The 26,951-nt window shown below is 71.1% G+C and carries 20 protein-coding genes and 3 pseudogenes; 12 read left to right on the forward strand and 11 right to left on the reverse strand.

Annotated elements, in window-relative coordinates; all coding sequences use genetic code 11:
* Positions 1-71: 71 nt before the first annotated feature.
* A complete protein-coding gene (locus NQO67_RS19060; RefSeq protein ID WP_255951244.1) occupies positions 72-731 on the reverse strand; it encodes an alpha-ketoglutarate-dependent dioxygenase AlkB in 660 nt (219 codons plus the stop codon).
* Positions 732-1,023: 292 nt separating this feature from the next.
* Between NQO67_RS19060 and NQO67_RS19065 the strand changes: the two genes are divergently transcribed.
* Both NQO67_RS19065 and NQO67_RS19070 read left to right on the forward strand, forming a co-directional pair.
* Positions 1,024-1,473: a hypothetical protein gene (locus tag NQO67_RS19065; RefSeq protein ID WP_255951245.1), complete on the forward strand. Its 450-nt coding sequence runs from the start codon at positions 1,024-1,026 to the stop codon at positions 1,471-1,473.
* A 248-nt stretch (positions 1,474-1,721) separates the two neighbouring features.
* Complete coding sequence (locus NQO67_RS19070) at positions 1,722-2,933, forward strand: pyridoxal phosphate-dependent aminotransferase (protein WP_255951246.1); 1,212 nt, start codon at positions 1,722-1,724, stop codon at positions 2,931-2,933.
* Positions 2,934-2,985: 52 nt separating this feature from the next.
* Here the strand turns inward: NQO67_RS19070 and NQO67_RS19075 are convergent, their stop codons facing one another.
* Both NQO67_RS19075 and NQO67_RS19080 read right to left on the reverse strand, forming a co-directional pair.
* Entirely contained in the window at positions 2,986-3,462 is a 477-nt protein-coding gene (locus NQO67_RS19075; RefSeq protein ID WP_255951247.1) for an SCO4983 family protein, read from the reverse strand.
* A gap of 158 nt (positions 3,463-3,620) precedes the next feature.
* The gene (locus tag NQO67_RS19080) at positions 3,621-5,600 is read right to left on the reverse strand and encodes a phosphoenolpyruvate carboxykinase (GTP) (protein ID WP_255951248.1); all 1,980 of its coding nucleotides are present in this window, start codon (positions 5,598-5,600) and stop codon (positions 3,621-3,623) included.
* Positions 5,601-5,917: 317 nt separating this feature from the next.
* Here NQO67_RS19080 and trhA point away from each other — a divergent pair, with 317 nt between their 5' ends.
* Both trhA and NQO67_RS19090 read left to right on the forward strand, forming a co-directional pair.
* A complete protein-coding gene (gene trhA / locus NQO67_RS19085; protein WP_374119030.1) occupies positions 5,918-6,667 on the forward strand; it encodes a PAQR family membrane homeostasis protein TrhA in 750 nt (249 codons plus the stop codon).
* A 75-nt stretch (positions 6,668-6,742) separates the two neighbouring features.
* Positions 6,743-7,474 carry a Mut7-C RNAse domain-containing protein gene (locus tag NQO67_RS19090; RefSeq protein WP_255951250.1) on the forward strand — a complete coding sequence of 244 codons (732 nt, stop codon included), beginning with the start codon at positions 6,743-6,745 and terminating at the stop codon, positions 7,472-7,474.
* 849 nt (positions 7,475-8,323) lie between these two features.
* On the opposite strand, the gene NQO67_RS19095 is transcribed toward NQO67_RS19090, so the two are convergent.
* Positions 8,324-10,384, reverse strand: coding sequence for a thioredoxin domain-containing protein (locus NQO67_RS19095; RefSeq protein WP_255951251.1), 2,061 nt, complete (start codon positions 10,382-10,384; stop codon positions 8,324-8,326).
* Positions 10,385-10,567: 183 nt separating this feature from the next.
* Between NQO67_RS19095 and NQO67_RS19100 the strand changes: the two genes are divergently transcribed.
* Positions 10,568-14,167: a tetratricopeptide repeat protein gene (locus NQO67_RS19100; protein WP_255951252.1), complete on the forward strand. Its 3,600-nt coding sequence runs from the start codon at positions 10,568-10,570 to the stop codon at positions 14,165-14,167.
* A gap of 42 nt (positions 14,168-14,209) precedes the next feature.
* Here NQO67_RS19100 and NQO67_RS19105 read toward each other — a convergent pair whose 3' ends face one another.
* A complete protein-coding gene (locus NQO67_RS19105) occupies positions 14,210-15,862 on the reverse strand; it encodes an FAD-dependent monooxygenase (protein ID WP_255951314.1) in 1,653 nt (550 codons plus the stop codon).
* Positions 15,863-16,256: 394 nt separating this feature from the next.
* Between NQO67_RS19105 and NQO67_RS19110 the strand changes: the two genes are divergently transcribed.
* The gene (locus NQO67_RS19110) at positions 16,257-16,898 is read left to right on the forward strand and encodes a TetR/AcrR family transcriptional regulator (RefSeq protein WP_255951253.1); all 642 of its coding nucleotides are present in this window, start codon (positions 16,257-16,259) and stop codon (positions 16,896-16,898) included.
* A gap of 370 nt (positions 16,899-17,268) precedes the next feature.
* Here the strand turns inward: NQO67_RS19110 and NQO67_RS19115 are convergent, their stop codons facing one another.
* Together NQO67_RS19115 and mca are read right to left on the reverse strand one after the other, a co-directional pair.
* Entirely contained in the window at positions 17,269-17,508 is a 240-nt protein-coding gene (locus NQO67_RS19115) for a hypothetical protein (protein ID WP_255951254.1), read from the reverse strand.
* The gene (gene mca / locus NQO67_RS19120) at positions 17,501-18,382 is read right to left on the reverse strand and encodes a mycothiol conjugate amidase Mca (protein ID WP_255951255.1); all 882 of its coding nucleotides are present in this window, start codon (positions 18,380-18,382) and stop codon (positions 17,501-17,503) included. Before mca ends, NQO67_RS19115 begins: the two co-directional genes overlap by 8 nt.
* Before the next feature lie 239 nt (positions 18,383-18,621).
* Here mca and NQO67_RS19125 point away from each other — a divergent pair, with 239 nt between their 5' ends.
* Both NQO67_RS19125 and greA read left to right on the forward strand, forming a co-directional pair.
* Positions 18,622-19,056 carry a DUF4307 domain-containing protein gene (locus tag NQO67_RS19125; protein WP_255951256.1) on the forward strand — a complete coding sequence of 145 codons (435 nt, stop codon included), beginning with the start codon at positions 18,622-18,624 and terminating at the stop codon, positions 19,054-19,056.
* Positions 19,057-19,402: 346 nt separating this feature from the next.
* Complete coding sequence (gene greA, locus NQO67_RS19130) at positions 19,403-19,900, forward strand: transcription elongation factor GreA (protein ID WP_255951257.1); 498 nt, start codon at positions 19,403-19,405, stop codon at positions 19,898-19,900.
* 274 nt (positions 19,901-20,174) lie between these two features.
* Here the strand turns inward: greA and NQO67_RS19135 are convergent, their stop codons facing one another.
* The 3 genes from NQO67_RS19135 to ilvA form a co-directional block, all read right to left on the reverse strand.
* Entirely contained in the window at positions 20,175-21,026 is an 852-nt protein-coding gene (locus tag NQO67_RS19135; protein ID WP_255951258.1) for an ABC transporter permease, read from the reverse strand.
* Positions 21,023-22,054, reverse strand: coding sequence for an ATP-binding cassette domain-containing protein (locus tag NQO67_RS19140; RefSeq protein WP_255951259.1), 1,032 nt, complete (start codon positions 22,052-22,054; stop codon positions 21,023-21,025). The genes NQO67_RS19135 and NQO67_RS19140 overlap by 4 nt, the downstream gene beginning before the upstream one ends.
* Positions 22,055-22,318: 264 nt before the next feature.
* A complete protein-coding gene (gene ilvA, locus NQO67_RS19145) occupies positions 22,319-23,548 on the reverse strand; it encodes a threonine ammonia-lyase (RefSeq protein ID WP_255951315.1) in 1,230 nt (409 codons plus the stop codon).
* Positions 23,549-23,748: 200 nt separating this feature from the next.
* Here ilvA and NQO67_RS19150 point away from each other — a divergent pair.
* The 4 genes and pseudogenes from NQO67_RS19150 to NQO67_RS19165 all read left to right on the forward strand — a co-directional run.
* A pseudogene (locus NQO67_RS19150) lies at positions 23,749-24,234 on the forward strand (MarR family winged helix-turn-helix transcriptional regulator); the annotation flags it as partial.
* A 380-nt stretch (positions 24,235-24,614) separates the two neighbouring features.
* Positions 24,615-24,878: pseudogene (locus NQO67_RS44790) on the forward strand (RNA polymerase subunit sigma-70); the annotation flags it as partial.
* Positions 24,879-25,124: 246 nt separating this feature from the next.
* Positions 25,125-25,331 (forward strand): annotated as a pseudogene (locus tag NQO67_RS44795) (sigma factor-like helix-turn-helix DNA-binding protein); the annotation flags it as partial.
* A gap of 22 nt (positions 25,332-25,353) precedes the next feature.
* Entirely contained in the window at positions 25,354-25,608 is a 255-nt protein-coding gene (locus NQO67_RS19165) for a hypothetical protein (protein ID WP_255951260.1), read from the forward strand.
* A 100-nt stretch (positions 25,609-25,708) separates the two neighbouring features.
* On the opposite strand, the gene NQO67_RS19170 is transcribed toward NQO67_RS19165, so the two are convergent.
* Positions 25,709-26,932 carry a cystathionine gamma-synthase gene (locus NQO67_RS19170; protein WP_255951261.1) on the reverse strand — a complete coding sequence of 408 codons (1,224 nt, stop codon included), beginning with the start codon at positions 26,930-26,932 and terminating at the stop codon, positions 25,709-25,711.
* Positions 26,933-26,951: the final 19 nt, after the last annotated feature.

Consider the following 26,951-nt stretch of genomic DNA (forward strand, 5'->3'; position numbering starts at 1 on the left):
CCGCCTGACGGCCCGTGAACCCCGACAGCCTGGCACGGCACCCATAACGGGGGCGTTACAGCCGGACGTTCTCACCGCACCCCACGCGGCCGGAACTGCACGCTGATACGGGGTCCGGCCGCCCGCACGCTCTTGGGAACGGCGTGCTCCCACGTCCGCTGGCAGGAGCCGCCCATCACGATCAGATCGCCGTGCCCGAGCGGTCGCCGCAGGGAGCTCCCGCCGCGGCGCGGCCGGAGCAGCAGATCGCGTGGCGTCCCCAGGGAGAGGATCGCGACCATGGTGTCCTCCTTGTCCCCGGTGGGGGCACCTCCCACGCCCTTCAGGCGGTGGGGGACGATGCGGTCGCCGTGCCAGGCGACGCTGTCGCGACCGTCCCGGTACAGGCACAGCCCCGCCGTGACGAACGGCTCTCCCAGCTGGTCGGCGTAGTGCCGGGTGAGCGCCGCCCGCGCGTCGTCCAGCACCGGATCGGGCAGCGGATCCCCGTCGTCGTAGAAGGCGAGGAGACGGGGCACGGCCACCGTGTTCTCGTACATCCTGCGGCGCTCGGCGCGCCACGGCACGTCCCGGGCGAGCCGCTCGAACAGCGCGTCGGCGCCGGTCAGCCAGCCCGGCAACAGGTCGATCCAGGCGCCGTCACCGAGCACGGTGCGGCGTATGGCGCCCAGCGAGCCGAGCCGGGCGTGATCGTCCTGATCGAAGAGCGAGCCCTGGAGGTGCACCGACATGACTCCAGCGTCGCACATCTTCGAACACATGAGCTAACAGGGGCCTCCGGGCTGCCGAGAAAGACTCGAGAACCCGAGGGCGGGAGAGCCGGAGTGCCGTGTTCTGGTTCGTCGGTCGCGTCGGTTACGCCAACGAGGGTTGGTATTCGGCCACAATCCGGGCCGCCTTCCGATCCTGTTCGCTCGGGCGGCCTACAGTCGGCGACGGCGTGCGGGGTGGCCGCTTCGCCGGCGGCATGCGTCAGGCCCCACTAGCCGCGCCAGGGACCTCCAGGGAACTCCGAGGAGTGGAATGGACCCGATCGCTCGGTCGGCAGGGACCGCTCTGGTGGGCGCGATGGCCACGGACGCCTGGCACCAGGCACGGGCCGCGACGGTGGCCGTGTGGCGCCGCACCCGCCCCGATCGCGCCGACCACATCGCGGCCGAGCTGGAGAGCCTGCGCACCCAGGTGCTGACCGCCCGGGAGCATCACGATCCCGACACCGAGCAGGCCCTGGCGGGCGCCTGGCGGCTGCATCTGCAACAGCTCGTCGACGCCCACCCCGCCTTCGCCGACGAGCTACGCCGCCTCCTCGACGACCACCTGAACCCCGCCCTCGCGGCCCACGAACGCACCCGCCACGAGCAGGCCCGGCGCGACGGGGCTCCGTACGGCGGCGCACCGTACGGCGGTATGCCGTACGCCGGCGGGCGGCACGACGGTGCGCAGTACCGCGGAATCCAGTACGAGCAGGCCTAGCCGGCGAGCAGGCCCGGCCCGACCGGGCGACGCCCACGCCCCTGCACACCCGGCACCACCCGACACCCGACACCCGGCACCCGGCACCCGGCACCCGGCACCCGAACGGGCGTACGCATGGCGGCTCACGAAGCCGGCGCAGCGCGGGCGCGTGACCGGCGCCGATTCACCTCGGCCACACACCAGCCCATCCGTGACATGGCACACAAGACGGAGCGCACCTCGTTACGCGCCCGTAAAGTTGCGGTATGCAGGTGATCCAATCCACGAAACTCGCCAATGTCTGCTACGAGATCCGGGGCCCGGTTCTCGAAGAGGCGATGCGTCTGGAGGCGGCGGGTCACCGGATCCTCAAGCTCAACACGGGCAATCCGGCGGCCTTCGGCTTCGAGTGCCCGCCGGAGATCCTGGAGGACATCCTCCGCAACCTCGGCGACGCGCACGGCTACGGCGACGCGAAGGGCCTGCTCGCGGCCCGCCGTGCGGTGGTCATGCACCACCAGACACTCGGCGTCGAGACCGACGTCGAGCATGTCTTCATCGGCAACGGCGTCTCCGAGCTGATCGTGATGGCCATGCAGGGCCTGCTCGACGACGGCGACGAGGTGCTGGTCCCGGCCCCGGACTACCCCCTGTGGACGGCCGCCGTCTCCCTGTCCGGCGGCACCGCGGTGCACTACCGCTGTGACGAGCAGTCCGACTGGATGCCCGACCTCGCCGACATTGAGCGCAAGGTCACCGACCGCACCAAGGCGCTGGTGATCATCAACCCGAACAACCCGACCGGTGCGGTCTACGACGAGGAGATGCTGCGCGGGCTCACCGACATAGCCCGCCGGCACAACCTCCTGGTCTGCTCCGACGAGATCTACGACAAGATCCTCTACGACGGCGCCACCCACACCCCCACCGCGGCCGTCGCGCCCGACCTGCTCACGCTCACGTTCAACGGCATGTCGAAGGCCTACCGCGTGGCCGGCTTCCGGGTCGGCTGGCTCGTCATCTCCGGCCCGAAGGCGCACGCCGACTCGTACATAGAGGGTCTGACCATCCTGGCCAACATGCGCCTGTGCGCGAACATGCCGGGCCAGCACGGCGTGGTCGCGGCGCTCAGCGGACGGCAGTCGATCCAGGACCTGGTGCTGCCCGGCGGCCGGCTCAAGGAGCAGCGCGACACCGCGTACGAGTTGCTGACACAGATCCCCGGCGTCACCTGCGTGAAGCCGAAGGGGGCGCTCTACCTCTTCCCTCGTCTCGAGCCCAAGGCGTTCAAGATCAAGGACGACCGGCAGATGGTGCTGGACCTGCTGCGCACCGAGAAGATCATGGTGGTGCACGGCACCGGTTTCAACTGGCCCGAGCCCGACCACTTCCGCGTGGTCACCCTGCCGACGGCGGCGGACCTCACGGACGCGGTGACACGGATCGGCACGTTCCTCGACGGCTACGGGCAGGCATAACGAAACCACCGCCTCCGACCAGAGGGAAACGCCCGCTACAGGGAGGCGCCCACTAGAGAGACGCGGCCACCTGGGGCTGCGCGTCCTCGGTGGTACGGCCACCGGCCGCATGGAGGTCCATGCACTCCGCGGCCAGGATCGCCGCGGCCGTGTCCGCTCGGGACGCCGCCACCACCAGCGCGCGCCCGGCCAGGTCGTGCGCGCGGCGGTGCAGCGCGACGATCCGGGCCTGAGGTTCGTCCTCACCCGTGACGTCGGCGCCGGCGTCCATGCCGTCGACCGATGGCAGGGTCGCCCGAGCCACCGGCCCGCCGGAGCGCAACCGGGACACCTGGGCGACCAACCGCCGACCCGCCGCGTCCAGCTCCGCGGCCGGGGCCACGGCACGGATCTCATCGATGACGGCGAGCAGCGCGGCCAGATGGCCGGCCAGCTGGATGTCCAGCTCCTCCTCGCGCGTGCGATGCGGAAAGTCGGCGCGGGCACCGGCGACCGTGTGCACCGACTTGTGGCGGATCGGCTCGTACATGGGGGCTCCCGTGCCTAGACAGGAAACCATCCTAGCTTAGATTTCGTCTAAACCTGAGTCTGCACCAAGGAAGGGTCGCCGTCTCCGACGGGGCCCGGGACGGTGCACCACACGGTCCATCCCGTCCGCCCCGAGCCCTTCACGTCGGTGCCGCCCCCTCAGCCCAGGCGCTTGACCAAGGCCTCGTGCTGGTCCCACAGCTCGCTCGGCGTGTGGGCGCCGTACGTGTCGAGGTGGTCGGAGATGAGGGCCGCCTCCCGGCGCCAGGCCTCCGAGTCGACGGTGAGCAGGAGGTCGAGGTCCGGACCGGAGAGATCCAGACCGTCCGTGTCCAGGGCCTCCTTGGTCGGCAGCACGCCGATCGGGGTGCGGACGCCGTCGGCCTGACCGTCGAGCCGCTCCACGATCCACTTCAGCACTCGGCTGTTCTCACCGAAGCCCGGCCAGACGTACGCGCCCTCGTCGTTCTTCCGGAACCAGTTGACGTAGTAGATCTTCGGCAGCCGGGACTCGTCGCCCTCCCGCTCGACGGAGGAGCGGCCGACATCGATCCAGTGGGCCATGTAGTCGCCCATGTGGTAGCCGCAGAAGGGCAGCATCGCGAACGGGTCGCGGCGCAGTTCGCCGACCGTGCCCTCGGCCGCCGCGGTCTTCTCGGAAGCCACGTTCGCGCCCAGGAACACGCCGTGCGCCCAGTCGAAGGACTCGGTGACCAGCGGCACGGCGGTGGCGCGCCGGCCACCGAAGAGGATCGCCGAGATCGGCACGCCCTTCGGGTCCTCCCACTCCGGCGCGATGATCGGGCACTGGGCGGCGGGCGTGGTGAAGCGGGCGTTCGGATGGGCGGCCGGGGTGTCGGAGGCCGGCGTCCAGTCGTTGCCCCTCCAGTCGGTCAGATGCGCCGGGGGCTCCTCGGTCATGCCCTCCCACCACACGTCGCCGTCGTCGGTCAGAGCGACGTTCGTGAAGATTGAATTACCCCAGAGGGTCTTCATCGCGTTGGCGTTGGTGTGCTCGCCGGTACCGGGGGCGACGCCGAAGAACCCGGCCTCCGGGTTGATGGCGTAGAGCCGACCGTCGTCACCGAACCGCATCCAGGCGATGTCGTCACCGATGGTCTCGACCGTCCAACCCGGAACACTCGGTTCCAGCATGGCGAGATTGGTCTTGCCACAGGCCGACGGGAATGCGGCGGCCACGTATGTGGCGCCCGCCCGTCGCCCACCACCACCCTCGACCGAGGACCTGCGGTCCGCCGCCTCGTCTCGGGGCGGCGTCAGCTTGAGGATCAGCATGTGCTCGGCAAGCCACCCCTCGTCGCGCGCCATCACCGAAGCGATCCGCAGGGCGTAGCACTTCTTGCCGAGCAGCGCGTTGCCGCCGTAGCCGGAGCCGTACGACCAGATCTCGCGGTCCTCGGGGAAGTGCGAGATGTACTTGGTGGGGTTGCAGGGCCAGGGCACGTCCGACTCACCGCCGGCAAGCGGGGCGCCAACGGTGTGCACGGCTTTGACAAAGGCACCGTCGGCACCGAGCGCGTCCAGCACCGGCCGCCCCATCCGGGTCATGGTCCGCATGGAGACCGCCACATAGGCGGAGTCGGTGATCTCCACGCCCATCGCGGAGAGCGGCGAGCCGAGCGGCCCCATGCAGAACGGCACCACGTACATCGTCCGCCCGCGCATGGCCCCCCGGAAGAGGCCTCCCTGGCCGCCGCTTCCCTGGAAGACGTCCCGCATCTGAGCGGGATCCATCCAGTGGTTGGTGGGCCCCGCGTCCTCCTCGCGCTCCGAGCAGATGAACGTGCGGTCCTCGACGCGGGCGACGTCCCGGGGGTCGGAGGCCGCGTAGTAAGAGTGCGGGCGTTTGACGGGGTCGAGCCTCTTGAACGTGCCTTTCTCGACCAGTTCCTCACACAGGCGCTGGTACTCGGCCTCGGAGCCGTCGCACCAGACCACCCGGTCCGGCTGGGTCAGTGCGGCGATCTCGTCGACCCAGGCGGTGAGGCCGCGGTGGCCGGTCGGGGGTGTGGCGGAGGCGGTGCCGGGACGGGCGGAGGAAGCCGGAGTGGGCTCGGGGGTCCGGACGGTGTCCGAGGTACGGGAACCCGTACCGGAGAGCACAGCATCGCGCGCCACGATTGCTCCTAAATGAGGGTTGTGTGAGTGATGGCCCTGCCGTCAAAGCCGCGGCCCGGATCCCGGCTGCTCGTGCCGCACATGCCCCGCACGAGCATGCACACCCCCGCACGATCGCTCATCTGGACCCGACCGCTCTCATCTGATCCTGCGCCGTGATCGCCCATCTGTCCAGAGGGCCTCACACATGAGCACCGTGACCCTGACCACGCCCCACCGGCATCCACCCTCCACACCCACCCCCCCGGCACAGCCTTGGCCTCCCCCTGACACTCACTTGATCCACGACTTACGGAGGCGTAGGTACCATGCCGTGCATGACTGCGCCCGTCCCCGACGCATCCACCGACCCGGCCAGCGCCGACTCCGAGACGTCCTCTGCCCAGGTGTCGGCGCCCTCGCTGCCGCAGCAGATGGCCCAGCTGCCCCAGCAGGTCAAGCCCCTGCTACGTGGCTGGTTGCACGCCGGGATGTTCCCCGCGGTACTGATCGCCGGGCTGGTCCTCACCGCCCTCGCGGACTCCCCGCGCGGCCGCATCGCCTGCGGGATCTACGTCCTGACGGCCTGCCTGCTGTTCGGAGTGAGCGCGCTCTACCACCGCGGCAACTGGGGCCCGCGCACCGGCCGCATCCTGCGCCGCCTCGACCACGCGAACATCTTCCTGATCATCGCCGGCACCTACACCCCCCTGACATTGCTGCTGCTGCCCGACGGCAAGGGCACCTGGCTGCTGTGGGGAATATGGGGCGCCGCGGCGGCCGGCATCATCTTCCGCGTCTTCTGGGTCGGCGCCCCGCGCTGGCTCTACACACCGTGCTACATCGCCATGGGCTGGGCCGCCGTCTTCTTCCTGCCGGACTTCCTGCGCACAGGGGGCGTGGCGGTACTGCTCTGCGTGCTCGTGGGCGGGCTGCTCTACAGCCTGGGCGGCGTGGTCTACGGCATCAAGCGGCCGAACCCGTCACCGCGCTGGTTCGGCTTCCACGAGGTCTTCCACTCCTTCACGCTCGCGGCGTTCGCCGTCCACTACGTGGGCATCTCGCTGGTCGCCTACCAGCACGCGTGACGGCGGTGGGCCGGGGTGGTCCCGGCCCACCGAAACACGGTGAAATCCGTCCCACCCGCGTGACATCCTGGCCCCGTGAACGGTCCCGAGATCCACATCGAGTTCGCCCCCGAGCTGGACCTGTTCGTACCGCAGGCACGCCGGCGAGGACCCACGGCGCTGGTCACCGACGGTGTCTCCTCGCTCGGCCACGTCGTGGAATCGCTCGGGGTGCCGCTGACCGAGGTCGGCGAGCTACTGGTGAACGGGCACCCGGCGGCCAGGTCGCACGTCCCGGCCGCGGGCGAATCGGTACGGGTACGGACGGTCACCCGTCCCCAGCGCATCGAAGGCGCCCCCCTCCGCTTCCTCCTCGACGTCCACCTGGGCACGCTGGCGCGTCGACTGCGACTGCTCGGGGTGGACACGGCGTACGAATCGACCGACATCGGCGACGCCGCGCTGGCCGGTCGCTCCGCCGCGGAACGGCGCGTGATGCTCAGCCGGGACCGCGGTCTGCTGCGGCGCCGTGAGCTGTTCGCCGGCGGATACGTCTACAGCGACAAGCCGGACGACCAGCTCCACGACGTGCTCGGCCGCTTCGCACCCGAGCTACGACCGTGGACCCGCTGCACCGCGTGCAACGGCGAGCTGAAAGAGACCCCCAAAGACGACGTCGCGGACCTCCTCGAGCACGGCACCCAACGCACGTACGACGTCTTTGCCCAGTGCACGGCGTGCGGGCGGGTGTACTGGCGGGGCGCTCACCACGACCGCCTCGAGCGCATCGTCGAGGCGGCCATGGGTTGCCACGGCGATCCCGGGTGACCCCTGGTCCCACGCTGCCCACGACGCGGCCAGGCTGTTCGTCCGGGTCGCCCGGGTCGCACGTGACCGTGGGGTTTGGCTGGGCGGCTCGTCCGAGTGCCCGGAACCGTTCACGTGACCGTACGGTGCGGCTACGCCGTTCGTCCGGGGGCCCGGTGCCGTTGCACGTGACCGTGCGTCGTGGCCTGTGCCCACCCGTTCCGCCCTGCGGAACGACTGCCCACAGAAGGTTTGGGGTGCCCCCGTCCACAGAGGGGTAGGGGCGGTGTCCCCTTGTCCTGGGCGCCGAAGGGCCGCTTGTCCTGGGTGCCGAAGGGCCGCGTTCGGTGGGGTGGGTGGGTCGGTGTCGCGGGGGTATGTACGTGCTCGGCCGGCGCGATTGCCCTGGACCGTCAGTTCACGGCACCCAGCGGCGGTCCTGCGCGCGCACATACCCCCACGACACCTCCCGTCTCACTCGCGGCTCTCCCCCGGTGACCCTTCTTTTCCTTCCTCCACCCCTTCCGGGGTGTCGCCCCCACGGGCATGGGGCAAGCCCCCACCGGGGTGCAGGTCGCGTACGAGACGGGAGGGGGCGTGGGGGATGTGCGCGCGCAGGACCGCCGCCGAGTGCCGGTGAACTGACGGTCCACGATCATCGCGCCGGCCGAGCACGTACATCCCCCACGCCCCCGACCCACAACGAAACAGAAGGCGACCCCAGCCACAGGCGCACCCGCACTCGCCAACGCGCACCAGCGCACCGGCACACGCCGCGCAATCAACAGCCCGTCCGGCGATTGAGGACGAGGCCGTCAAGGCCGACAAGGGGGGCCTGGGGGCAAAGCCCCCAGTGGGGCAACCACGGGGTCAGTCACGTGGGCCGAGGGCGTCACGGAGAAGCGTCACGTCAGTGACCGGCGCATCGCAAACAAACCGCCGACACACGTACGCCGCAGACCGCCCACCCACAAGCGGCCGCCCCGCAAGAAGCGGAAACTCGTCGTCGTCCGGCCCCCCGGACGCGACGACCGCCCCGGGCGCCGTACCCAACAACGCCGCCCGCCACAACACCGCGGCATCCCCGTCGTCCGGCGCCCCGACGACGGCGACCTCCCGCGGCCCGTCCAACGCCGCCTCCGCCACCGCAAGCCCCCACCCGACGAACCGCGGCACCCGCGGCCCCAGCGCCTGGACGACGGCAAGCGCACGCTCGGCCGCCTCGCGGTGCGGGGCGGAACCGGTGTGCGCGGCGTACGACAGCAACGCCCCCGCCGCCGCGGTCCAGCCCGACGGCACCGCGTTGTCCGTCGGATCCTGCGGACGCCGAATGAGCCGTTCGGCGTCCTCCGCGGTGTCGAACAGATCCCCGTGCTCACCGGTGAAACGCCCCCGCACCTGGTCGAGCAGGACCCCGGCGAGCGTCAGCCAGGAGCCCTCCCCGGTCACCGACGCCAGGGCGAGGAAGCCTTCGGCGACGTCGGCGTAGTCCTCGAGCACGCCCTCGTGGGCGCCCCGGCGGCCGTCCTTCGAGGTGCGGGCGAGCCTGGCCCGGTCGTCCAGGTGCAGGCTGACCAGCAGATCGGCCGCGGCGACGGCGGCCTCGACCAGGTCGGGCCGGTCGAAGTACGCACCGGTCTCGGCGAGCGCGGCGACCGCGAGGCCGTTCCAGGCCGCCACCACCTTGTCGTCCCGGCCCGGCGCCGGCCGCTCGCGGCGCGCGGCGAGCAGCCGCTCACGCACGGAGGCGATCCGCTCGGCGTCGAACACGCCCGTCTCCGCGGAGTCGCCCAGCCGCAGCACGGCAGCCGGCTCACCCGCGACCTCGAACGCATCGTCGTCGCCGACCGCGAAGTAGTCGGCGGCGACCTCGGCGTCCGCGTCACCGAGCACGTCCCGCAACTGCGCCTTCGTCCACGCATAGTAGGCGCCCTCGACGTGCTGTCCGGTGTCCGGCAGTGCGCTGTCGGCGTCGAGCGCGGAGGCGAACCCGCCCTCGTCGGTGCGCAGTTCGCGGATCATGAAGTCGGCGGTTTCCAGGGCCACCCGGCGGGCCAGCTCGGAGCCGGTGGCGCGCCACAGGTGGGCGTAGCTGCGGCAGAGCAGGGCGTTGTCGTAGAGCATCTTCTCGAAGTGCGGGATGTGCCATTCGCCGTCGACGGAGTACCGCGCGAAGCCGCCGCCGAGCTGGTCGTAGATGCCGCCGCGTGCCATCTGCGAGCAGGTGTCGGCGGCCATCTGGAGGGCGCCCTCGGAGCCGGTGCGGGCGTGGTGCCGCAGCAGGAACTCGATCACCATCGACGGCGGGAACTTGGGCGCCCGCCCGAAGCCGCCGTTGCGCGCGTCGTAGTCACGGGTCAGGCCGAGCAGCGCCTGCGCCAGGTCCTCCGCGCCGGGCGGCCCTCCCTGTGCCGATGCGCCGTACACGGATTCGCGTCCGGCGAGGTCCTGCACGATGCGCTCGGCGACGGAGGAGACCTCGTCGCGTCGCTCGTCCCAGGCCTGGGCGATGCCTTGGAGGACCTGGGTGAAGGCCGGCATGCCGTGCCGGGCGGTGGGCGGGAAGTAGGTCCCGAAGTAGAACGGCTCACCGCTCGGCGTCAGGAAGACCGTCATGGGCCATCCGCCGCTGCCGGTGGCCGCCTGGAGGGCCTCCATGTAGACGGCGTCGACGTCGGGCCGCTCCTCGCGGTCGACCTTGATGTTGACGAAGTGCTCGTTCATCACGGTGGCCGTCTGCTCGTCCTCGAAGGACTCCCCCGCCATCACATGGCACCAGTGGCAGCTGGCGTATCCGACGCTGAGCAGCACCGGGACCTCTCTGCGCCGTGCCTCCTCGAACGCCTCCGGGGACCACGGCCACCAGTCGACCGGGTTGTCGGCGTGCTGGAGGAGGTAGGGGGATGTTTCCTGGGCGAGTCGGTTCGGCATGCGTCAATCCTTGCGCATGGTGCCGGTGGCGTGCGGACCCGCCACGGCGGTGAGGAACGGATAGAACCGGAGTGTGTAGTTCCGGTGGGATCCGTGGCATGGCGCGCGGGCACCGTACCCTCGCGTCCTGCGTGCCCGCGCACGACACTGGTCTTCAGACGTGCGGGCGACAGGGGGTATGTCATGCGCGAGGAGCATCGGGCCGATGCGGACCGGTTGTTGGTGCGGGCGGTGGAGGAGGAGGCGCGCCGGTCCGGCGGCCGTGTCGAGAAGGAGGTGCTGCTGGGGCGGGCGCGCGAGGCGTTCGCCAGCCTGGCGGCACCGGCCGCCGAGGAGTACGCCGCGTACACGCGGGCGCTCGACGAAGCACAGGCCGCCCGGCTGACCTTCGGGCGCCGTTTCGCGGCGCAGAAGCCGGCGACCCCGCTGCTGGTCACGGCAACGACGGCGGTCGCCGCTTATGTCGCGGACGTCACGGCGGGCACCGGCCAGGGCACGGCGCTCGGCGTCGGCGTGACCGTCGCCGTGGTGGGGGCGGCGACCACGTTCGCCAAGGTGACCGCGGCACACCTGCCCGCCGAGAACCGCCACGCGGGCGCGCAGGGCCGGCCCGGCGGTGTCGAGCAGCTGCGCCTGGCCTGGCTGACCGCCCTGGAGGTACGCGGCATCCGCCCCTTCATCGACCAGCAGCGCATGCTCACCGCTGCCACCGGCGCCGCGAAACGGACGGCACCCGCGCTGCGCCGTACGGACAAGAGTGCGCAGGCACGGCGACGCACCGTGCTACAGCGGTCATTCGCGCAACTTCCGGACGACAGCGGGGCGTTCACGGGGCGTCGTCAGGAGCTGGCGCAGATCGCGCAGTGGGTGCACGCGGGGCGCGCGGCGCCGCAGACCCGACCGACGGTGGTGGTACTGCACGGCGATCCGGGATCGGGCCGTACGACGCTCGCGTTGCGCGCCGCGGTCGCGTTGAAGGAGCAGTTCCGTGGCGCATGCGTGGTGGACCTGCGGGGCCATGGTCCCGCCGGGTCCGGGTCCGGGTCTGGGTCCGGGTCCGGGTCTGGTCCCGTTCCCGGAGCCGGACCCGGTGCCGGGTCTGGTCCCGTTTCCGACGCGTCCCGGGCCGTGCCGCTGTCGACCCGTAACGCCCTGCTGCATCTGCTCAACCGGCTTGGAGCGCCCCGCGAGCACCTGCTGTTCCGTGAGCGCCCCGCGCAGGACCAGCAGGGCCAGTTGCGCCGGCTTGCCGAGCTGTACCAGCAGCATCTGACCGGCCTGCCCGTGGTGATCGTGCTCGACGACGCGCACGACGTCGAGCAGGTGCGGGCGCTGGTCCCGGAGCGTTCCGAGAGTCTGGTGCTGGTCACCGCCCGGGAGCCGTTGGCCCTGCCCGACGACCTGCCGGCCTGGGTGCACCAGTTGCCGGTGCCGCCGCTGGACGCAGCGAGCTCCGAGGAACTGCTGCGTGCGTCCGTCGACGACGACGCGGCGCCGGGCCCCGTCCTGTGGGACGCGGGGGCGTGCGCCCGGGTGCGGGAGCTGTGCGGTGGGCTGCCGCTCGCGCTGCGTATCGCGGGTTCAGCCCTCGGTCCGCGTTCGGCCAAGCAACTGGCCGACGACCTTGGCGCCTACGGGCCCGTGGACCCGGTCGAGCGTGCCCTGTGGCTGCGGTACAGCGACCTGCCGGAGACCGGCCGCCGCCTTTTGCGCCGGCTTGCGCTGGCGGGTCGGGCGTCGCTGGGCGGCGCGGCGGCGGCGGCGTTGCTGGGCACCGCGGAGGCGGAGGCGGAGCGGGAGCTGACGGCGCTGTCCCGGGCCGGCCTGCTCGACCAGGTGCGTGGCAGCCGCTACCGCCTGCACACCGTCGTACGCGCTTTCGCGCGGGCACGGTTGCGCGACGAGGAGCCGCCCGCGGAGCGCACTGCCGCGCAGGAGCGGCTGATCGTGAACTACGCGGAACTCGCCGACTCGGTGATCCGCCTTGTCGACGGCAAGACGTCGACCCGGGCGGACGCCGCCTTCCACGCCGACGCGATCGGACCGCACGGCTTCCCGTCCCTGGAGGCGGCGTTGCGCTGGCTGGACGACGAGTCCAGCTTCATCACGGCGGCGCTGTGGCACGCGGACGACGTGAACCAGGCGGCAGTACTGCGCCTGCTGGGTGCCCTGTGCGACTACTGCCTGCTCCGCGGCGACCTGTACCGCCTCGGCGAGATCAACGAGCTGGCGCAGGCCGGCGCCGCCCTGCACGCCGGCTCCCCGGGACGCGCGCTCGGAGCCGCCCCTGCGTACACGGGGGAGAGCTCGAGCGCCGCGCGCAGGGCTCAGGGACCGGAAACGGGACCGGAAACAGGAGCGGAAGCGGAGGCGGCAACGGAAGCGGGAGCGGAAGCCGGAGCGGAACCAGCTCACGTATCGGGCATCCCAGCCGGGCCAGGCACCACAGCCAGGCCCGGCCCCGCAGCCGCGCAAGGCGCAGCAAACCTCGTCGACCGGAGCCTGCTCGGGCGCAGTGTGCAGTGGCGCACCGGTATCGCGGCCCGCCAGGTCGGCGACCTGGACACCGCGCGCAGCACGTTGACGTCGGTGGTGGACTCGTACTTCGAGGCGCGCGAGGAGGCGGCGGCCGCCCGTGCGCTCGGTTCGCTCGGGATCACCCTGCACCACCAGGGGAATCTGACCGGTGCCGAGGAGAAGTTGCGGGAGGCGCTGGGCCTCCAGGCCGCCGAGCCGCTGGGCGGTGACCGCGGCTGGACGCTGCACGCGCTCGCGGCGGTGCTACGGGACCGTGGCCGGCTTGCCGAGGCCGTCGACAAGCTCGGCATGGCCCTCGCGCTGCACCGCGCCAACGAGTCGCCGCACGGCGAAGCGTGGACGTTCTTCCAGTTGGGGCAGTGCCGGCTGCGGCTGGGGGACGTACCGGGCGCCGAAGCGGAGTTCGACGCCGCGCTCGACGCGTACGGGCGCGCCCACGACCGGCGTGGCGAGGCCTGGACGCTGACCCAGCTGGGGCGCGCCCGGCTGGTCGACGGGGACGCCCCGGCCGCGTTCGACCGGCTCAGGCAGGCCGCGGCCCGGCATGCGGACACCGGCGACGCCCGCGGCGAGGCCTGGACCGCGTACTACCTGGGCCAGACGCAGGAGGAGACGGGCGACCTGGACCAGGCAATAAGGGACCTGGAGCGGGCGCGGTCGATGTTCTCGCGGATGCGTGACGTCTACGGTCTTGCCTGTGCCCGGCACCATTCGGCGCGGGTGACGCGTGATCTGCGGGCGGCGCAGACCGGCTCGTTGCGCAACAGCGGTTTCGCGCGCCAGCTGCTGGCGGACGCGCGGGCCGACTTCCGGCGGGTCGGTGTGGCGCACGGCGAGGCGTGGAGCTGCCTGGAGCTGGCGGTGATCGAGGCCGGCAACGCCCGCGCGGTGCAGGCGCTCACCCTGTGCGACGAGGCGGCCGAGCTGTTCGGCTCGTACGGCGACCGGCGCGGCGCCGACTGGGCCCGCTTCCTGCGCTGCACCCTGCTGCCGTACGCCTCTCCGGGCGGCGTGGAGATCGGCACGGCGGTCGCCCAGGAGGAGCTGTCCCAGTTGGAGCGCGCCGCACACCCGGCCCGTGACACCAAGCTGGAGGACTGCGTCTCCGCCTACGCCGTGCTCCTGGACCGCGGCGTCGACCTGGACGCCGGCTGGCAGGCCTGGCAGCTGCGCATGGTGCCAGGGCGGCATGCACGGGAAGTCATGGGGGTGCCGGTGCAGGACGGGGGCGTGGCCCAGGCGTGAGGCGGCTCCGGGGCGCGGTGTGGACCGCGCCCCGAGCCGGGTTCACGCCGTCGTGAGATGGTCACGGATCGCCGCCAGCAGCGTGTCCCGGCAGCTGGCGGGGTCGTCGGCGGCCCAGCACACGTACCCGTCGGGACGCAGCAGCACCGCGCCGGCGTCCAGGCCGCCGTCCGGGCAGCCGGCGCGGACCAGGTCGACCCCCTGCGGTGACTTTAGGTCGGCGGGGACGACGCCGGCCAGGTCCAGCAGGACGGCGTGCCCCGTGCCGAACAGCCCGGACAGCCGGGTGGGCCCGTCCGGGGTGACCAGGTCGACGTCGGGCACGCGCTGCCCGATGAGCGGGTGTGCGCCCGGCAGCTCGTACCGGAGCGACAGGCCCGACATCAGGCCCGCAAGGTGGCGGTTGGTGTCCGGCAACCGCATCAGGTCGGTGACGATGTCGCGCAGCGCCACCACGTCGGCGGGTGCGTCGGGGTTGGCCAGGACGCGCTGCGCCGAGGTGTGGTGCAGTACGGAGGCGGCCGCCGGGTGACGCTCCGTCTCGTAGCTGTCCAGCAGGCCCTTGGGGGCGTGGCCGCGCAGGGTCGCGGCCAGCTTCCAGCCGAGGTTGAACGCGTCCTGGATGCCGAGGTTCAGGCCCTGGCCGCCGAGCGGCGGGTGAATGTGCGCGGCGTCCCCGGCGAACAGCACCCGGCCCACCCGGTACTGCTCCAGCTGGCGGGTGGCGTCGCTGAACCGTGAGGCGTTGTACACCCCGCCCAGCTCGGTTTCGGTGCCGTAGAGGTCGTGCAGCGCCGCGGTGATCTCGTCGCCCGTCACCGGAGCTTCCCGACCCGTCGGCCGAACCGTGCCCCGGACCGTTGTCCGGCCCGCCTTCTTCCTCGTGCTGCCGGCCGCCTCCCGACCGCTGCCGCGGTCCGCCCCCCGACCGGTACCGCGCTCCCTCTCCGGATCCGCTTCCTGACCCGTCGCCCGGTCCGGATCCGCCGGGTCCACCCGCCCGAACGTGAACCGGTAGCGTTCGCCGCCGATCGGCACCAGCATCCCCCAGTGCCGGCCGGCCCGCCGGGTCAGCGTGCTGATGTGCCCGGAGCGCTGCGGCACCAGCGAGGACACGGCGGTCAGGCGGACGTCCGTCAGCACCGCCTGGTACGTGCCGGCCCGGCCGGGGAACGGCATCCCCAGGAACCGCCGGATCGTGCTGTGCCCACCGTCGCACGCCACCAGGTACCGGGCCTTCACCTGCGTGTCTCCGGCGGTGACGGTGACCGTGCCGGGCTCGGTGCAGGGCGCCGCTCGACCCACCGCCGACATGTCGGTCACTTCCGCCCCGCGCAGCACCCGTGCCCCGCGCGCCACCGCCCGTTCCTCCAGGACCTCCTCGATCTCCCACTGCGGTATTCCGATCGGATACGGCTGCCGGGTGTGCCAGGGGGTGCAGTCCAACGGCACCGGCAGCATCGCGAAGTGCCCGCCGACCGGATCGCGCGGCATGGCCCGGGTCAGCAGCGGTTCCAGCAGCCCGCGCAGCTGGAGCAGCTCGGCCGTACGGGGCTGGATGCCGCCGCCCTTCGTCTGCACGACGCGCTCCTGCAATTTTTCGAGCACCAGGACGTCGACCCCGGCCAACGCCAGCTCGTGGGCGAGCGCAAGCCCGGTGGGACCGGCACCGACGATGGCGACCTCGGTCTCGATCACCCCGCCCGACGCGTTCCGCACCCCGGCGCCCACCACGCTCGCCCCCGCTTCGGTCACCTGTGCTTGGTTCCCCCGCGCTTCGGTCACCTGCGCTTCGTTCCCCCGCGCTTCGGTCACCTGCGCTTCGGTCCCCTGTGCATCGTTCCCCTCCGCTTCGGTCCCCTGTGCATCGCTCACCTCCGCCGTCCCTCCCGGTCCCGCCTCAGCCGTCTTCCCCGGCTCCGCGTCCCCCGCTGTCCCGCTCGTCGTCATGCCCCAGTCCCTCTCATCACGTTCGCTCCGCCCCTGGGCTGCGCGCAGCACGCCCTGCCCCAGGAAGATATCTACACCCGAGATATTTATACACCAGGTGCAAAAAACGCCCGGGGAACCCTTCTGCTACGGTGGCGCCGTGAGCGGCGAGCCAGGACTGCGGGAGCGCAAGAAGCAGCGGACGCGTGCGGCGATCTCCGAGGCGGCGATCACGCTCTTCCTCGAGCACGGCTTCACTCAGGTGTCGGTGGCGCAGGTCGCGGAGGCGGCGGAGGTGTCCAAGCGCACGCTCTTCGCCTACTTCCCCAGCAAGGAAGACCTGGTGACGCACCGCCTCGCCGATCATGAGACGGAGGCTGCCCGGGTGGTGCGGGCTCGCGCACCGCATATGAGCCCGCTGACCGCACTCCGGGAGCACTTCCTCGCCGGTCTGCACGGCCGCGATCCGATCACCGGGCTGAACGACCGGCCCGAGGTGCGTGCGCTGCACCGGATGATCCTCGACACTCCGGCGCTGGTGGCCCGGATGGAGAGCTTCAAGTCGAGCGCCGAGCACGCCCTGGCCGAGGCGTTGCAGGACACGGCTGGCGTCACGGAACTCACCGCGCGGCTGGCCGCCGTCCAGCTCGTCTCGGTGCAGTGGGTACTGGCCCAGGACAACGCCGCACGCCTCGCCCATGGAGAGTCGGCGGACGCCCGCCATCCCGCGGCGGTACGGGACGCCGAGCACGCGTTCGCCCTGCTGGAGGGTGGACTGGCAAAGCTCTTCCCGCCGGAGTGACGGCGCTCCGGTCACTGTCACGCCGGGGTGAGTGGCGGCGTCCGGTCACAGACGAGCACCGCGTGTGACGTAGCCGATCCTGAGCCTCGGGGAGCTCGGACGGCCGAAGCCCGGACAGCCGGAGGCCCGGACAGCCGGAGGCCTGACAGACCCGGCGCGCCCGGTGGACTCGGCCTGGTCCCGCCTCGGACGACGTCCCAGCATCTCCCCAGGCCCCACCCACGAACGACCTGAAAACCGGCAGCCCAAGACGCTGCCTCCACGCCCGGGAGGGCCGGGGACACCCACGGGGTCTGGGGGCCAGGTCCCCGGGCGGAGGCGCCCCGGGCCCGGGTCTGGCCTCAAGCCTGGGAACGGGACGCTGTCGGCCTCAGGCCTCCGGGGGCCCGGGGGTGCGGGTGGACCGCTTGTCGCCGTCCTCGGGGGCTTCCTTGAAGTCGACCTTCGCCATGTGGCGGTTCATGGACTTCATCAGGCCCCAGACGGCCACGGCCATCACCGCGAAGACGATGAAGCCGAGGACGCCGGGGGTCACCTTGTTCTCATCCACCTCGGCCAGGGGGACGAGATGCGTTATGGCCATGGCTGCGCTAGCGCTCATATCAGGCATTGTCGCGGATGCCGGCGAACAGGTCGTCCTCGGGGAGGGAGGTGTCCACGAGCGCCTTCGCCAGCTCGTACTCCTCGGTCGGCCAGACCTCCTTCTGGAGCTCCATCGGAATGCGGAACCAGCCGCCGTCGGGGTCGATCTGCGTAGCGTGCGCGATGAGCGCCTTGTCCCGCACCTCGAAGTAGTCGGCGCACGGAATGTGCGTGGTCAGCGTGCGCTCCTTGCGCTCGAACTCGTCCCAGCGCTTGAGCCACTCCCCGTACGGCGACTCCAGGCCGCTGGCCAGCATCGCCTCGTGCAGGGCCACGGTACGTGCACGATTGAAGCCCTGGTTGTAGTAGAGCTTCAGCGGCTGGTAGGCCGGGCCGAACTCGCCCTCCGGGTACTTCTCGGTGTCCGCAGCGCCTTCGAAGGCCACCATCGTGATCTTGTGGGTCATGATGTGGTCGGGGTGCGGGTAGCCGCCGTTCTCGTCGTAGGTGGTGACGACCTGCGGCCGGAACGCGCGGATGGATCTGACCAGCCGGCCCGCCGCCTTGTCGAGGTCCTCCAGCGCGAAGCAGCCATCGGGAAGCGGCGGCAGCGGATCGCCCTCGGGCAGGCCGGAGTCGACGAATCCCAGCCATTCCTGGCGGACGCCGAGGATCTCCCGGGCCTCGTCCATCTCCTTCTTGCGCACCTCGTGGATGTGCTCCTCGACGTACTTGTCGCCCTGGAGCTTGGGGTTGAGGATGGAGCCTCGCTCGCCACCCGTGCAGGTCACGACCAGCACGTCCACCCCCTCGGACACGTACTTGGCCATCGTGGCCGCGCCCTTGCTCGACTCGTCGTCGGGGTGGGCGTGCACGGCCATCAGTCGCAGCTGGTCAGTCAAGGTTCGATCCTCAGGATTGGTCGCATCGATCGGTGGCGTTGTGGGGCGCCGCCCCGGGCGGGGTCCGCTCCGGGGTGGCGGGTCTGTGGGCTGGCGGTGGACGGCGGTCGAATGACGGCGCCCTGGGCCGTCCCGCGGGCGCCCTAGGGGAGGGACGATCCGGTGACGGACGGGCTCTTATAGTGACCCAAGCGGGGGGCGAAAAATTCCGGACCCCGCCCCTTGCCAGGAGGACGATCATGAGCGCGGTGCGCACTCCGCCGGAGGGCCGGCCGTCCCGGGCGCCCGGCTCGCTGCCCGAGGGACGCTACGGCGGGGCCACGGACCGGCGCGCCGACCGCAGGCTGCGGATCGTCGGCTCGGTGCTGGGGGTGGCCCTGCTGTCCGTCGTCGGCTGGGCCGGCTACGACTATATCGCCGGCCAGAAGATCAGCGCCCAAGTGATCACTTTCAAGGCGGTCTCCGACCGTGCCCTGAAGGTGCACCTGGAGGTCCACAAGGACGCCGGCGCCCAGGGCTACTGCACGCTCCGCTCCCAGTCCGCCAACGGCCAGGAGGTCGGACGCGCGGACTTCCGCTTCGACCAGCACACCGGACGCCTGGATCAGGTCGTGACTCTCCGTACGACCTCCCGCGGCAGCAGCGCGGAACTCCTCGGCTGCCACGCGGACTGATCGGGCCCCCGGTAGAGAGGGGCCGGGCGCCCCTGGGAGGGGAGGCGCCGAGGAAGCCGGGGGGCGCTCACCTGGGACATCCACGGGGCGCTCGTACACGCAGGGGGCGCATACTGGAGCTGGAGGCGCCCTTCGCCGATCGGTCGCACCACACTCGGGCAGGCATTCACGATCGGACTGCATTGCTCTGCGACCGCGCGCGACCTGGGGCGACGTAATTCTGGTGGGTTATGTCCTCCCTCTTCGGCGTCGTAATTGTTAGGGTCGTGGTTTCGCCCTCCCGTGGGGAGACATCCTTCTTGGGTAGGGCGATGCTTTGTATTCCCAGTACCTACGAGGAGCACCTGTGACCCAGACCAGCGACAACGTCACCTGGCTTACCCAGGAGGCGTACAACCAGCTCAAGGCGGAGCTGGAGTACCTGTCTGGTCCTGCGCGTACCGAGATCGCAAAGAAGATCGAGGCAGCGCGTGAGGAGGGCGACCTGCGCGAGAACGGCGGGTACCACGCGGCCAAGGAAGAGCAGGGCAAGCAGGAACTCCGCGTCCGTCAGCTGACGCAACTCCTGGAGAACGCCAAGGTCGGCGAGGCTCCCGCGGACAACGGCGTGGTGAAGCCGGGCATGGTCGTGACCATCGCCTTCGACGGCGACGAGGACGACACCCTGACCTTCCTGATGGCGTCCCGCGAATACGCAAGCTCGGACATCGAGACGTACTCGCCGCAGTCCCCTCTCGGTACGGGCGTGAACGGCAAGAAGGTCGGCGAGAACGCCGAGTACGAGCTGCCGAACGGCAAGATGGCCTCGGTCAAGATCCTGGAAGCCAAGCCTTACCAGGGGTGACCGCGGGGCCCTCGCCCCTCTCTGAGCAGTCCCCCTCAGGGCAATCCCTCTCTCAGGGCAACCCCTCTCAGAACAATCCCTGGCTGAGCAGTCTCTGACCCTCAAGCCTGACTGATCGAGTTCCGACGAAGCCCCCAGCGGCCCCACCGCCGCCTAGGGGGCTTCGTCAGGACTGAGCACAGGCCCCCGCGTGCCACACGTGTCAGGCACGCGGGGGCCTGGTCAGGGCCGGGGCCGCGCATGCCGCGCGCAGCCCGCCCACTGCCCGCTCACCTCACGCCGTGGCGTTGCGGTACTTCCGGACCGCCAGCGTGCGGAAGACCACGATGATCACGATCGCCCATATCAGCGATGCCCAGACGGGGTGCTGCATCGGCCAGGCCGATGAGGTGGAGACACCCGGGTTCCCGAAGAGGGTCCTGGCCGCCTGCACGATCGCGCTGAACGGGTTCCACTCGGCGATGTGCCGCAGCCAGGGCGTCATGTTCTGGGTGGGCACGAACGCGTTCGACACGAAGGTGACCGGGAAGAGCCAGACCAGGCCACCCGAGGTCGCCGCCTCCGGGGTGCGCACCGACAGGCCGATCAGCGCACCGATCCAGGTGAAGGCGTACCCGAGCAACAGCAGCAGCCCGAAGGCGCCCAACACCTCACCGATGCTGGTGTGGGTGCGCCAGCCGACCAGCACCGCGACTATCGCGAGCACCAGCAGAGTCAGCGCGGTCTGCACGAGGTCGGCCAAGGTGCGGCCGGTGAGGACCGCGCCACGTGCCATGGGCAGGGAGCGGAACCGGTCGATGAGGCCCTTGTGCATGTCGTCGGCGATGCCCGCGCCGGCGCCGGCCGTGGCGAAGGTGACGGTCTGGGCGAAGATGCCGGACATCAGGAACTCGCGGTAGAGCTTGGCATTGGTGGAGCCACCGATGCTCATGGATCCACCGAACACATAGCTGAAGAGCACCACGAACATGATCGGCTGGATGAGCCCGAAGATGACCACTTCGGGGATCCGGGTCATGCGGATCAGATTGCGCCGTGCGACGACCAGGGAGTCCCGGAAGGACTGGCCGATGCCGCCGCCGCCCGCGGGCGCGGCGAGTTTCGGTGATTCGGTCACGGCGGTCACTTGCCGGCCTCCTTCTTGCTCTTCTTCGTGCGGGAACGGCCGCCCTGGCCGCCGGCGTCCTGGCCCTCCTCGTCGTCGACCTTCTCCTCCTCGGCGGCATGGCCGGTCAGGGAGATGAAGACGTCGTCGAGGGTGGGACGGCGCAGTCCGATGTCGTCGATCTCGATACCGCGTGCGTCGAGTTCGCGGATTATCTCGGCGAGCAGCTTGGCGCCACCGGTGACGGGGACGGTGAGCCTGCGGGTGTGCTCCTCGACCGTTGTCTCCCCCTTGCCGTAGCCGGACAGCAGCTCGGAGGCCGCGGTGATGTGCTCGCGCTCGTGCACCACGACCTCGACGCGCTCGCCGCCGGTGGAGGCCTTGAGCTGGTCGGAGGTGCCGCGCGCGATGACACGGCCGTGGTCGACGACACAGATGTCGTGGGCGAGCCGGTCGGCCTCTTCCAGGTACTGGGTGGTCAGCAGGAGCGTCGTACCGCCCGAGACCAACTCCTGGATGACCTCCCACAGGGCCTGGCGGTTACGCGGGTCGAGACCGGTGGTCGGCTCGTCCATGAACATCACCGGCGGGGAGACCACGAGCGCGGCCGCCAGGTCGAGCCTGCGGCGCATGCCGCCGGAGTACGTCTTCGTGGGGCGGTCGGCGGCGTCGGCGAGTCCGAAACGCTCCAGCAGCTCGCCGGCCCTGGTCTTGGCGGCCTTGGAGCGCAGCTGGTACAACTCGCCGACCATCTGGAGGTTCTCACGGCCGGTGAGGTACTCGTCGACGGCAGCGAACTGGCCGGACAGACCGATCGAGCGCCGCACCTCGTTGGGGTTCTTCACGACGTCGATGCCTGCCACTATCGCCTTGCCGCTGTCCGGACGCAGCAGTGTCGTCAGACAGCGCACGGCGGTGGTCTTGCCCGCGCCGTTCGGCCCGAGCAGGCCCAGCACGGTGCCCTCGGGGACATCGAGATCGACGCCGTCCAGAGCCCTTACGTCGCCGAAGGTCTTCACCAGACCTTCGGCGTAGATGGCGCCTGGCATGGGGGTTTCTCCAAGAGTTCAGGTCGCCTCGAACGGGCGACTGTTGACGAAAAGCTCAGATCCTCGCAGCAATGGCATGACGCATGCGAGGAAATAAAAGGGAACTGGGAATGACGTGTGGGACGACGCGGCAGGGACCTGCCCACCCTCGGAACTATAACGCGATACATCGCGTTCCTCAACGGCTTGCGCGACGCGACCGCGCGCCCGGCCACGTGCTCCGGCACGCGCCCGTGCGCCGGGGCGACGCCGGCCGCCGGCCCGTCACTCCATGACGCGATAGCCCGCCTCCAGCAGCGCCGCGTGCACCTGGGTGCGGTGCTCGGGCCCCTTCGTCTCCATCTGTAGCTCGACCTCCGCCTCCGTGAGCCCCAGCCGCGGATCGGTCCGGACATGACTCACGTCCAACACATTGGCATCCGCCACTGACAACACCCCCAACAGCGTGGCCAGCGCGCCGGGGCTGTCCGTCAGACGCAGCCGCACCGCGAGATAGCGGCCCGCCGCCGACATGCCGTGCCGCAGGATCCGCTGGAGCAACAGGGGATCCACGTTGCCCCCGGACAGCAGGGCCACGACCGGCCCCTCGAAACCCCCCGGATCGCTCATCAACGCCGCCACCGGGCTGGCCCCCGCCGGCTCCACCACCAGCTTCGCCCGCTCCAGGCAGTGCAACAGCGCGCTGGACAGCTCGTCCTCCGTGACCGTGCGGATCTCGTCGACGAGATCTCCGACGATCCGGAACGGCACGTCGCCCGGCCGCCCCACCTTGATGCCGTCGGCCATCGTCGCCCGCGGCTCGATCGACATCGGGCGGCCGGAGGCCAGCGACGGAGGATAGGCCGCGGCGCCCTCCGCCTGCACCCCGATCACCCGGACGTCGGGGCGCAGCGACTTCACCGCCACCGCCAGGCCGGCGATGAGCCCGCCGCCTCCGACGCCCGTCACGATCGTGCGCACTTCGGGGCACTGCTCCAGGATCTCCAGGCCCACCGTGCCCTGGCCGGCGACGACGTCCGGATGGTCGAAGGGGTGGATGAAGACCGCGCCCGTCTCGGCCGCGTACTCCTGGGCGGCGGCCAACGTCTCGTCGACCACATGACCGTGCAACCTCACCTCGGCGCCGTACTCGCGCGTGGCGGCCACCTTGGGCAGCGGGGCGCCGACCGGCATGAACACCGTGGAGCGCACACCCAGCAGCGACGACGCGTGCGCCACTCCCTGGGCATGGTTGCCCGCGCTCGCGGCGACGACGCCCGCGGCACGCTCCTCGGGCAGCAGTCCGGCGATCCGCACGTAGGCACCGCGCAGTTTGAACGAACCGGTGCGCTGGAGGTTCTCACACTTGAAATGGACGGGGCAGCCCAGCAACCGGGTCAGGTGCCTGCTGCCCTCCATGGCCGTCATCCGTGCCACGCCCGAGAGCATCTTCTGGGCGCCACGCACATCGTCGAGGGTCACCGACGAGACAGCGGCGGCTTTGTCATAGGTCATGGCGGCAGTCTTGCAGTTCATGCCGGACAGCTCCTGGGATGGCACACTTCGGAACACGACCCGGATTGCGCCCTGTGCCCGAAGCACTCCGCAGGGTTTGCGCGGCTCGGGCACCACGCGCGCCTCAGCCGCGTAACCTGTCCTCCACCCAAACACGTCTTCCATGAAGTGAGCTCCCGGCCATGCCCACAACACCGGAAATGTCGATGGACATGACGACAGCCGGCGACACCGGCCTTCTCGACACCCTCCAGCACCAGGTGGCGGTCTTTGCACGCCGCGCCGAACAGACCCGGCTAGGTGGTGTCGGACAGGTCCGCAATTCCATGGACCGCGCCGCCTACCTGCTGCTCAACCGCCTCGACAACGAGGGCCCGATGGGCGTCAAGGCGCTCGCCGCAAGCATGGGCATCGACTCCTCGACGGTCACCCGTCAGGTCGCGCCGCTCGTCGACACCGGGCTGGTCAAGCGCACCTCCCATCCCGAGGACGGGCGCGCGGTCGTCTTGGAGCTGTCGCCGCGCGGCCACGCCCGGCTCGCCGAGGTCCGCTGTTCACGGCGCGAGCTGATGGCGCAGCTGACCCGCGACTGGGATCCGGCCGAGCGCAAGCAGTTCTGCGCGCTGCTGACCCGCTTCAACACCGCCCTGTCAGCCCGTCAGGCCGCGCACAACACCGGGTCCACGGCACCGGCTGAGGCCGATACGGCGCCTGCCTCGACCGCCCCGGCCATCGGGACGGTGTCCGCGTCCGCCGCTGCACCGCACACCGGCACGACGCCGGTGTCGGACACCGCGGCGACCGCGGGGGACCCTGCGGGCGCCTGACGGCACCTCGGGCGCCCGCTCGGGGCCCGGCTGCCGAGGCGACGGAGCGGGGCTCCGGCACTCCCCTGGGACGCGCGTCGGCGTCCAGAGAGCCGGCGCGTCGGCTCGACTGTCCTTCCGGGTGACGAACTCTTGACCCCAGCCCGCACTTGGCCTGATATGAGACCGGGAATCCGTACCTCTGAGATGTGGCTGACTCCGTGCGGTGTGCCGGAACCGTGCGTCCAACGGGAGGGTCGGTGCACGAACGGCATGCAGTGCGGGACGCCCGCCGGGCCCGGGAGTTCGAGGCGTTCGTCGCCGGCGCGGGCGGGCGACTCCTGCATGCCGCCACGCTGCTCACCGCGGAGTCCCTGGACGACAACCCGCGCGCCCGCCGCCTCCTGACCTCGGCGCTCGCGCACACCTACGCCGCCTGGGACGGGCTACGCGGCGAGGACCCCTACGAGCACGCTCGCCAGTCGCTCGCACTGCGCTTCGCACGTGGCGCCTGGCGTCAGTACCACGGTCGGAGCCAGTGGTACGCCGGCTGGTACGAGGTGGGAGAGGCGCTGGGGCATGTCCTTAGGGAAGCCCTTCACAACGTCCTCCATAGGCACATCCTCCAACGCATCCACCGGACGCCGCACCGGCCGGACGGCGACACCCCCCTTGGCGACAGCGGGAACGGTGGCGCGCCCGGCACCGGAGACGGTTCCGGAAGCAGTTCTCTGACGACCGCCTTCAGAGAGCGTCTGCAACGCTCCCATCCCAAGGGCGTACTCAAGGGGCTCAACCCCCAGGAACGCCTCATCCTCGTCCTGCGGATGTACGAGGGCGTGGCCGAGGAGCAGACCGCGGCCCTGCTCGGCCTGCCCAAGGAGCGCATCCGAGCGATCTGCGCCCGCGCCATGTCGACCCTGCTGCACCCGCCGCCCAACCGGACCCGTTCGCTGCCGAAGGTGGTGCCGTCATGACGCGCAGGTACGGGGGCGCCCCATGAGCCCGAGCCGCCAGGACCGCGAGGCAGCCGTTCGCGACCTCCTCGAAGGCCCGCCGGCCACCGTGCCGCCGGAGCTGTACAGCATGGCCATGCGGCGCGGGCACCGGCTGCTGCACCGCAGGAAGACGGTGCGGCGGGCGCTGTGGGTACTGCTGTGCGCCGCGGTGGCGGCATGCGCCGTGTGGGCGGCGGTGGACCGGCCGTGGTCCCCACCGCCGTCTGACACCACACCGTCCTTCACCCAGTGGTGATCGGGCACGGCCCTGGGGTCGGTTTCCCGTCCCAGGGCCATGCTCAAGGGCCACGTCCTAACACCTGGCCCTAGGACAGCTTCCGTTCCGGAGCCGCTCCCTATCCGAGGGCTTGCTTGACGTCGGCAATCAGGTCGTCGGCCGATTCGATGCCCACGGAGAGCCGCACCAGGTCGCCCGGGACCTCCAGGGCTGAGCCGGCGGCGGAGGCGTGCGTCATGCGCCCGGGGTGCTCGATCAGCGATTCGACGCCGCCCAGCGACTCGCCCAGCGTGAAGATCCGGGCGCGGTCGCAGACCTCCACGGCCGCCTGCTCGCCACCGTCGACCCGGAAGGACACCATGCCGCCGAACGCCTTCATCTGCTTGGCGGCGATCTCGTGGCCCGGGTGGTCGGGGAGCCCCGGGTACAGCACCTCGGTCACCCGCGGGTGGCTGGACAGCATCTCGGCGATCCGGGTGGCGTTCTCACTGTGCCGGTCCATGCGCACGCCGAGGGTCTTGGTGCCCCGCAGCACCAGCCAGGAGTCGAAGGGACCGGCGACCGCGCCCATGGCGTTCTGGTGGAAGGCCAGCTCGTCCCCGAAGGCGTCGTCGACGACGACGAGGGCTCCGCCGACCACGTCGGAGTGGCCGCCCATGTACTTGGTCGTGGAGTGCACGACGACGTCGGCACCGAGGGCGAGCGGCTGCTGGAGGTAGGGGCTGGCGAAGGTGTTGTCGACGACCAGCTTCACGCCGGCCGCGTGTGCGACCCCGGCCAGCGCGGCGATGTCGCTGATCCCCAGGAGCGGGTTCGACGGCGTCTCCACCCACACCGCCTTGGTGTGCGGGGTGATCGCGGCCCGGACCGCCGCCGGGTCGCCGGTGTCGGCGACCGACCACGCCACGCCCCACCGGGAGACGACCTTGGCGAACAGCCGGAACGTGCCTCCATAGGCGTCGTTCGGGATGACGACGTGGTCTCCCGGGGAGAGCAGCGTACGCAGCAGGCAGTCCTCAGCGGCGAGACCCGAGGCGAAGGCGAGGGCGCGCCGGCCGCCCTCCAGGGCGGCCAGGTTCTCCTCCACGGCGGCCCGGGTCGGGTTGCCGGAGCGGCTGTACTCGTAGCCGCCGCGCAGCCCTCCGACGCCGTCCTGCTTGTATGTGGAGACCTGGTAGATCGGGGGCACCACGGCGCCGGTCGTGGGATCCGGGGTGTTGCCCGCATGGATGGCCACCGTTTCGAAACCGTGCCCGGCGTGTTCCGCGGGTCCGGCGTGCGGCGCGGGCGTGGCGCCGTCGGTGTGCCCTGGGGTGGTGCGCCCGGTGTGTGCGTCGCTCATGGGACTGAGCGTAATGCGG

Source organism: Streptomyces odontomachi, from assembly GCF_024435355.1.
GTDB classification, from domain to species: Bacteria; Actinomycetota; Actinomycetes; order Streptomycetales; family Streptomycetaceae; genus Streptomyces; species Streptomyces odontomachi.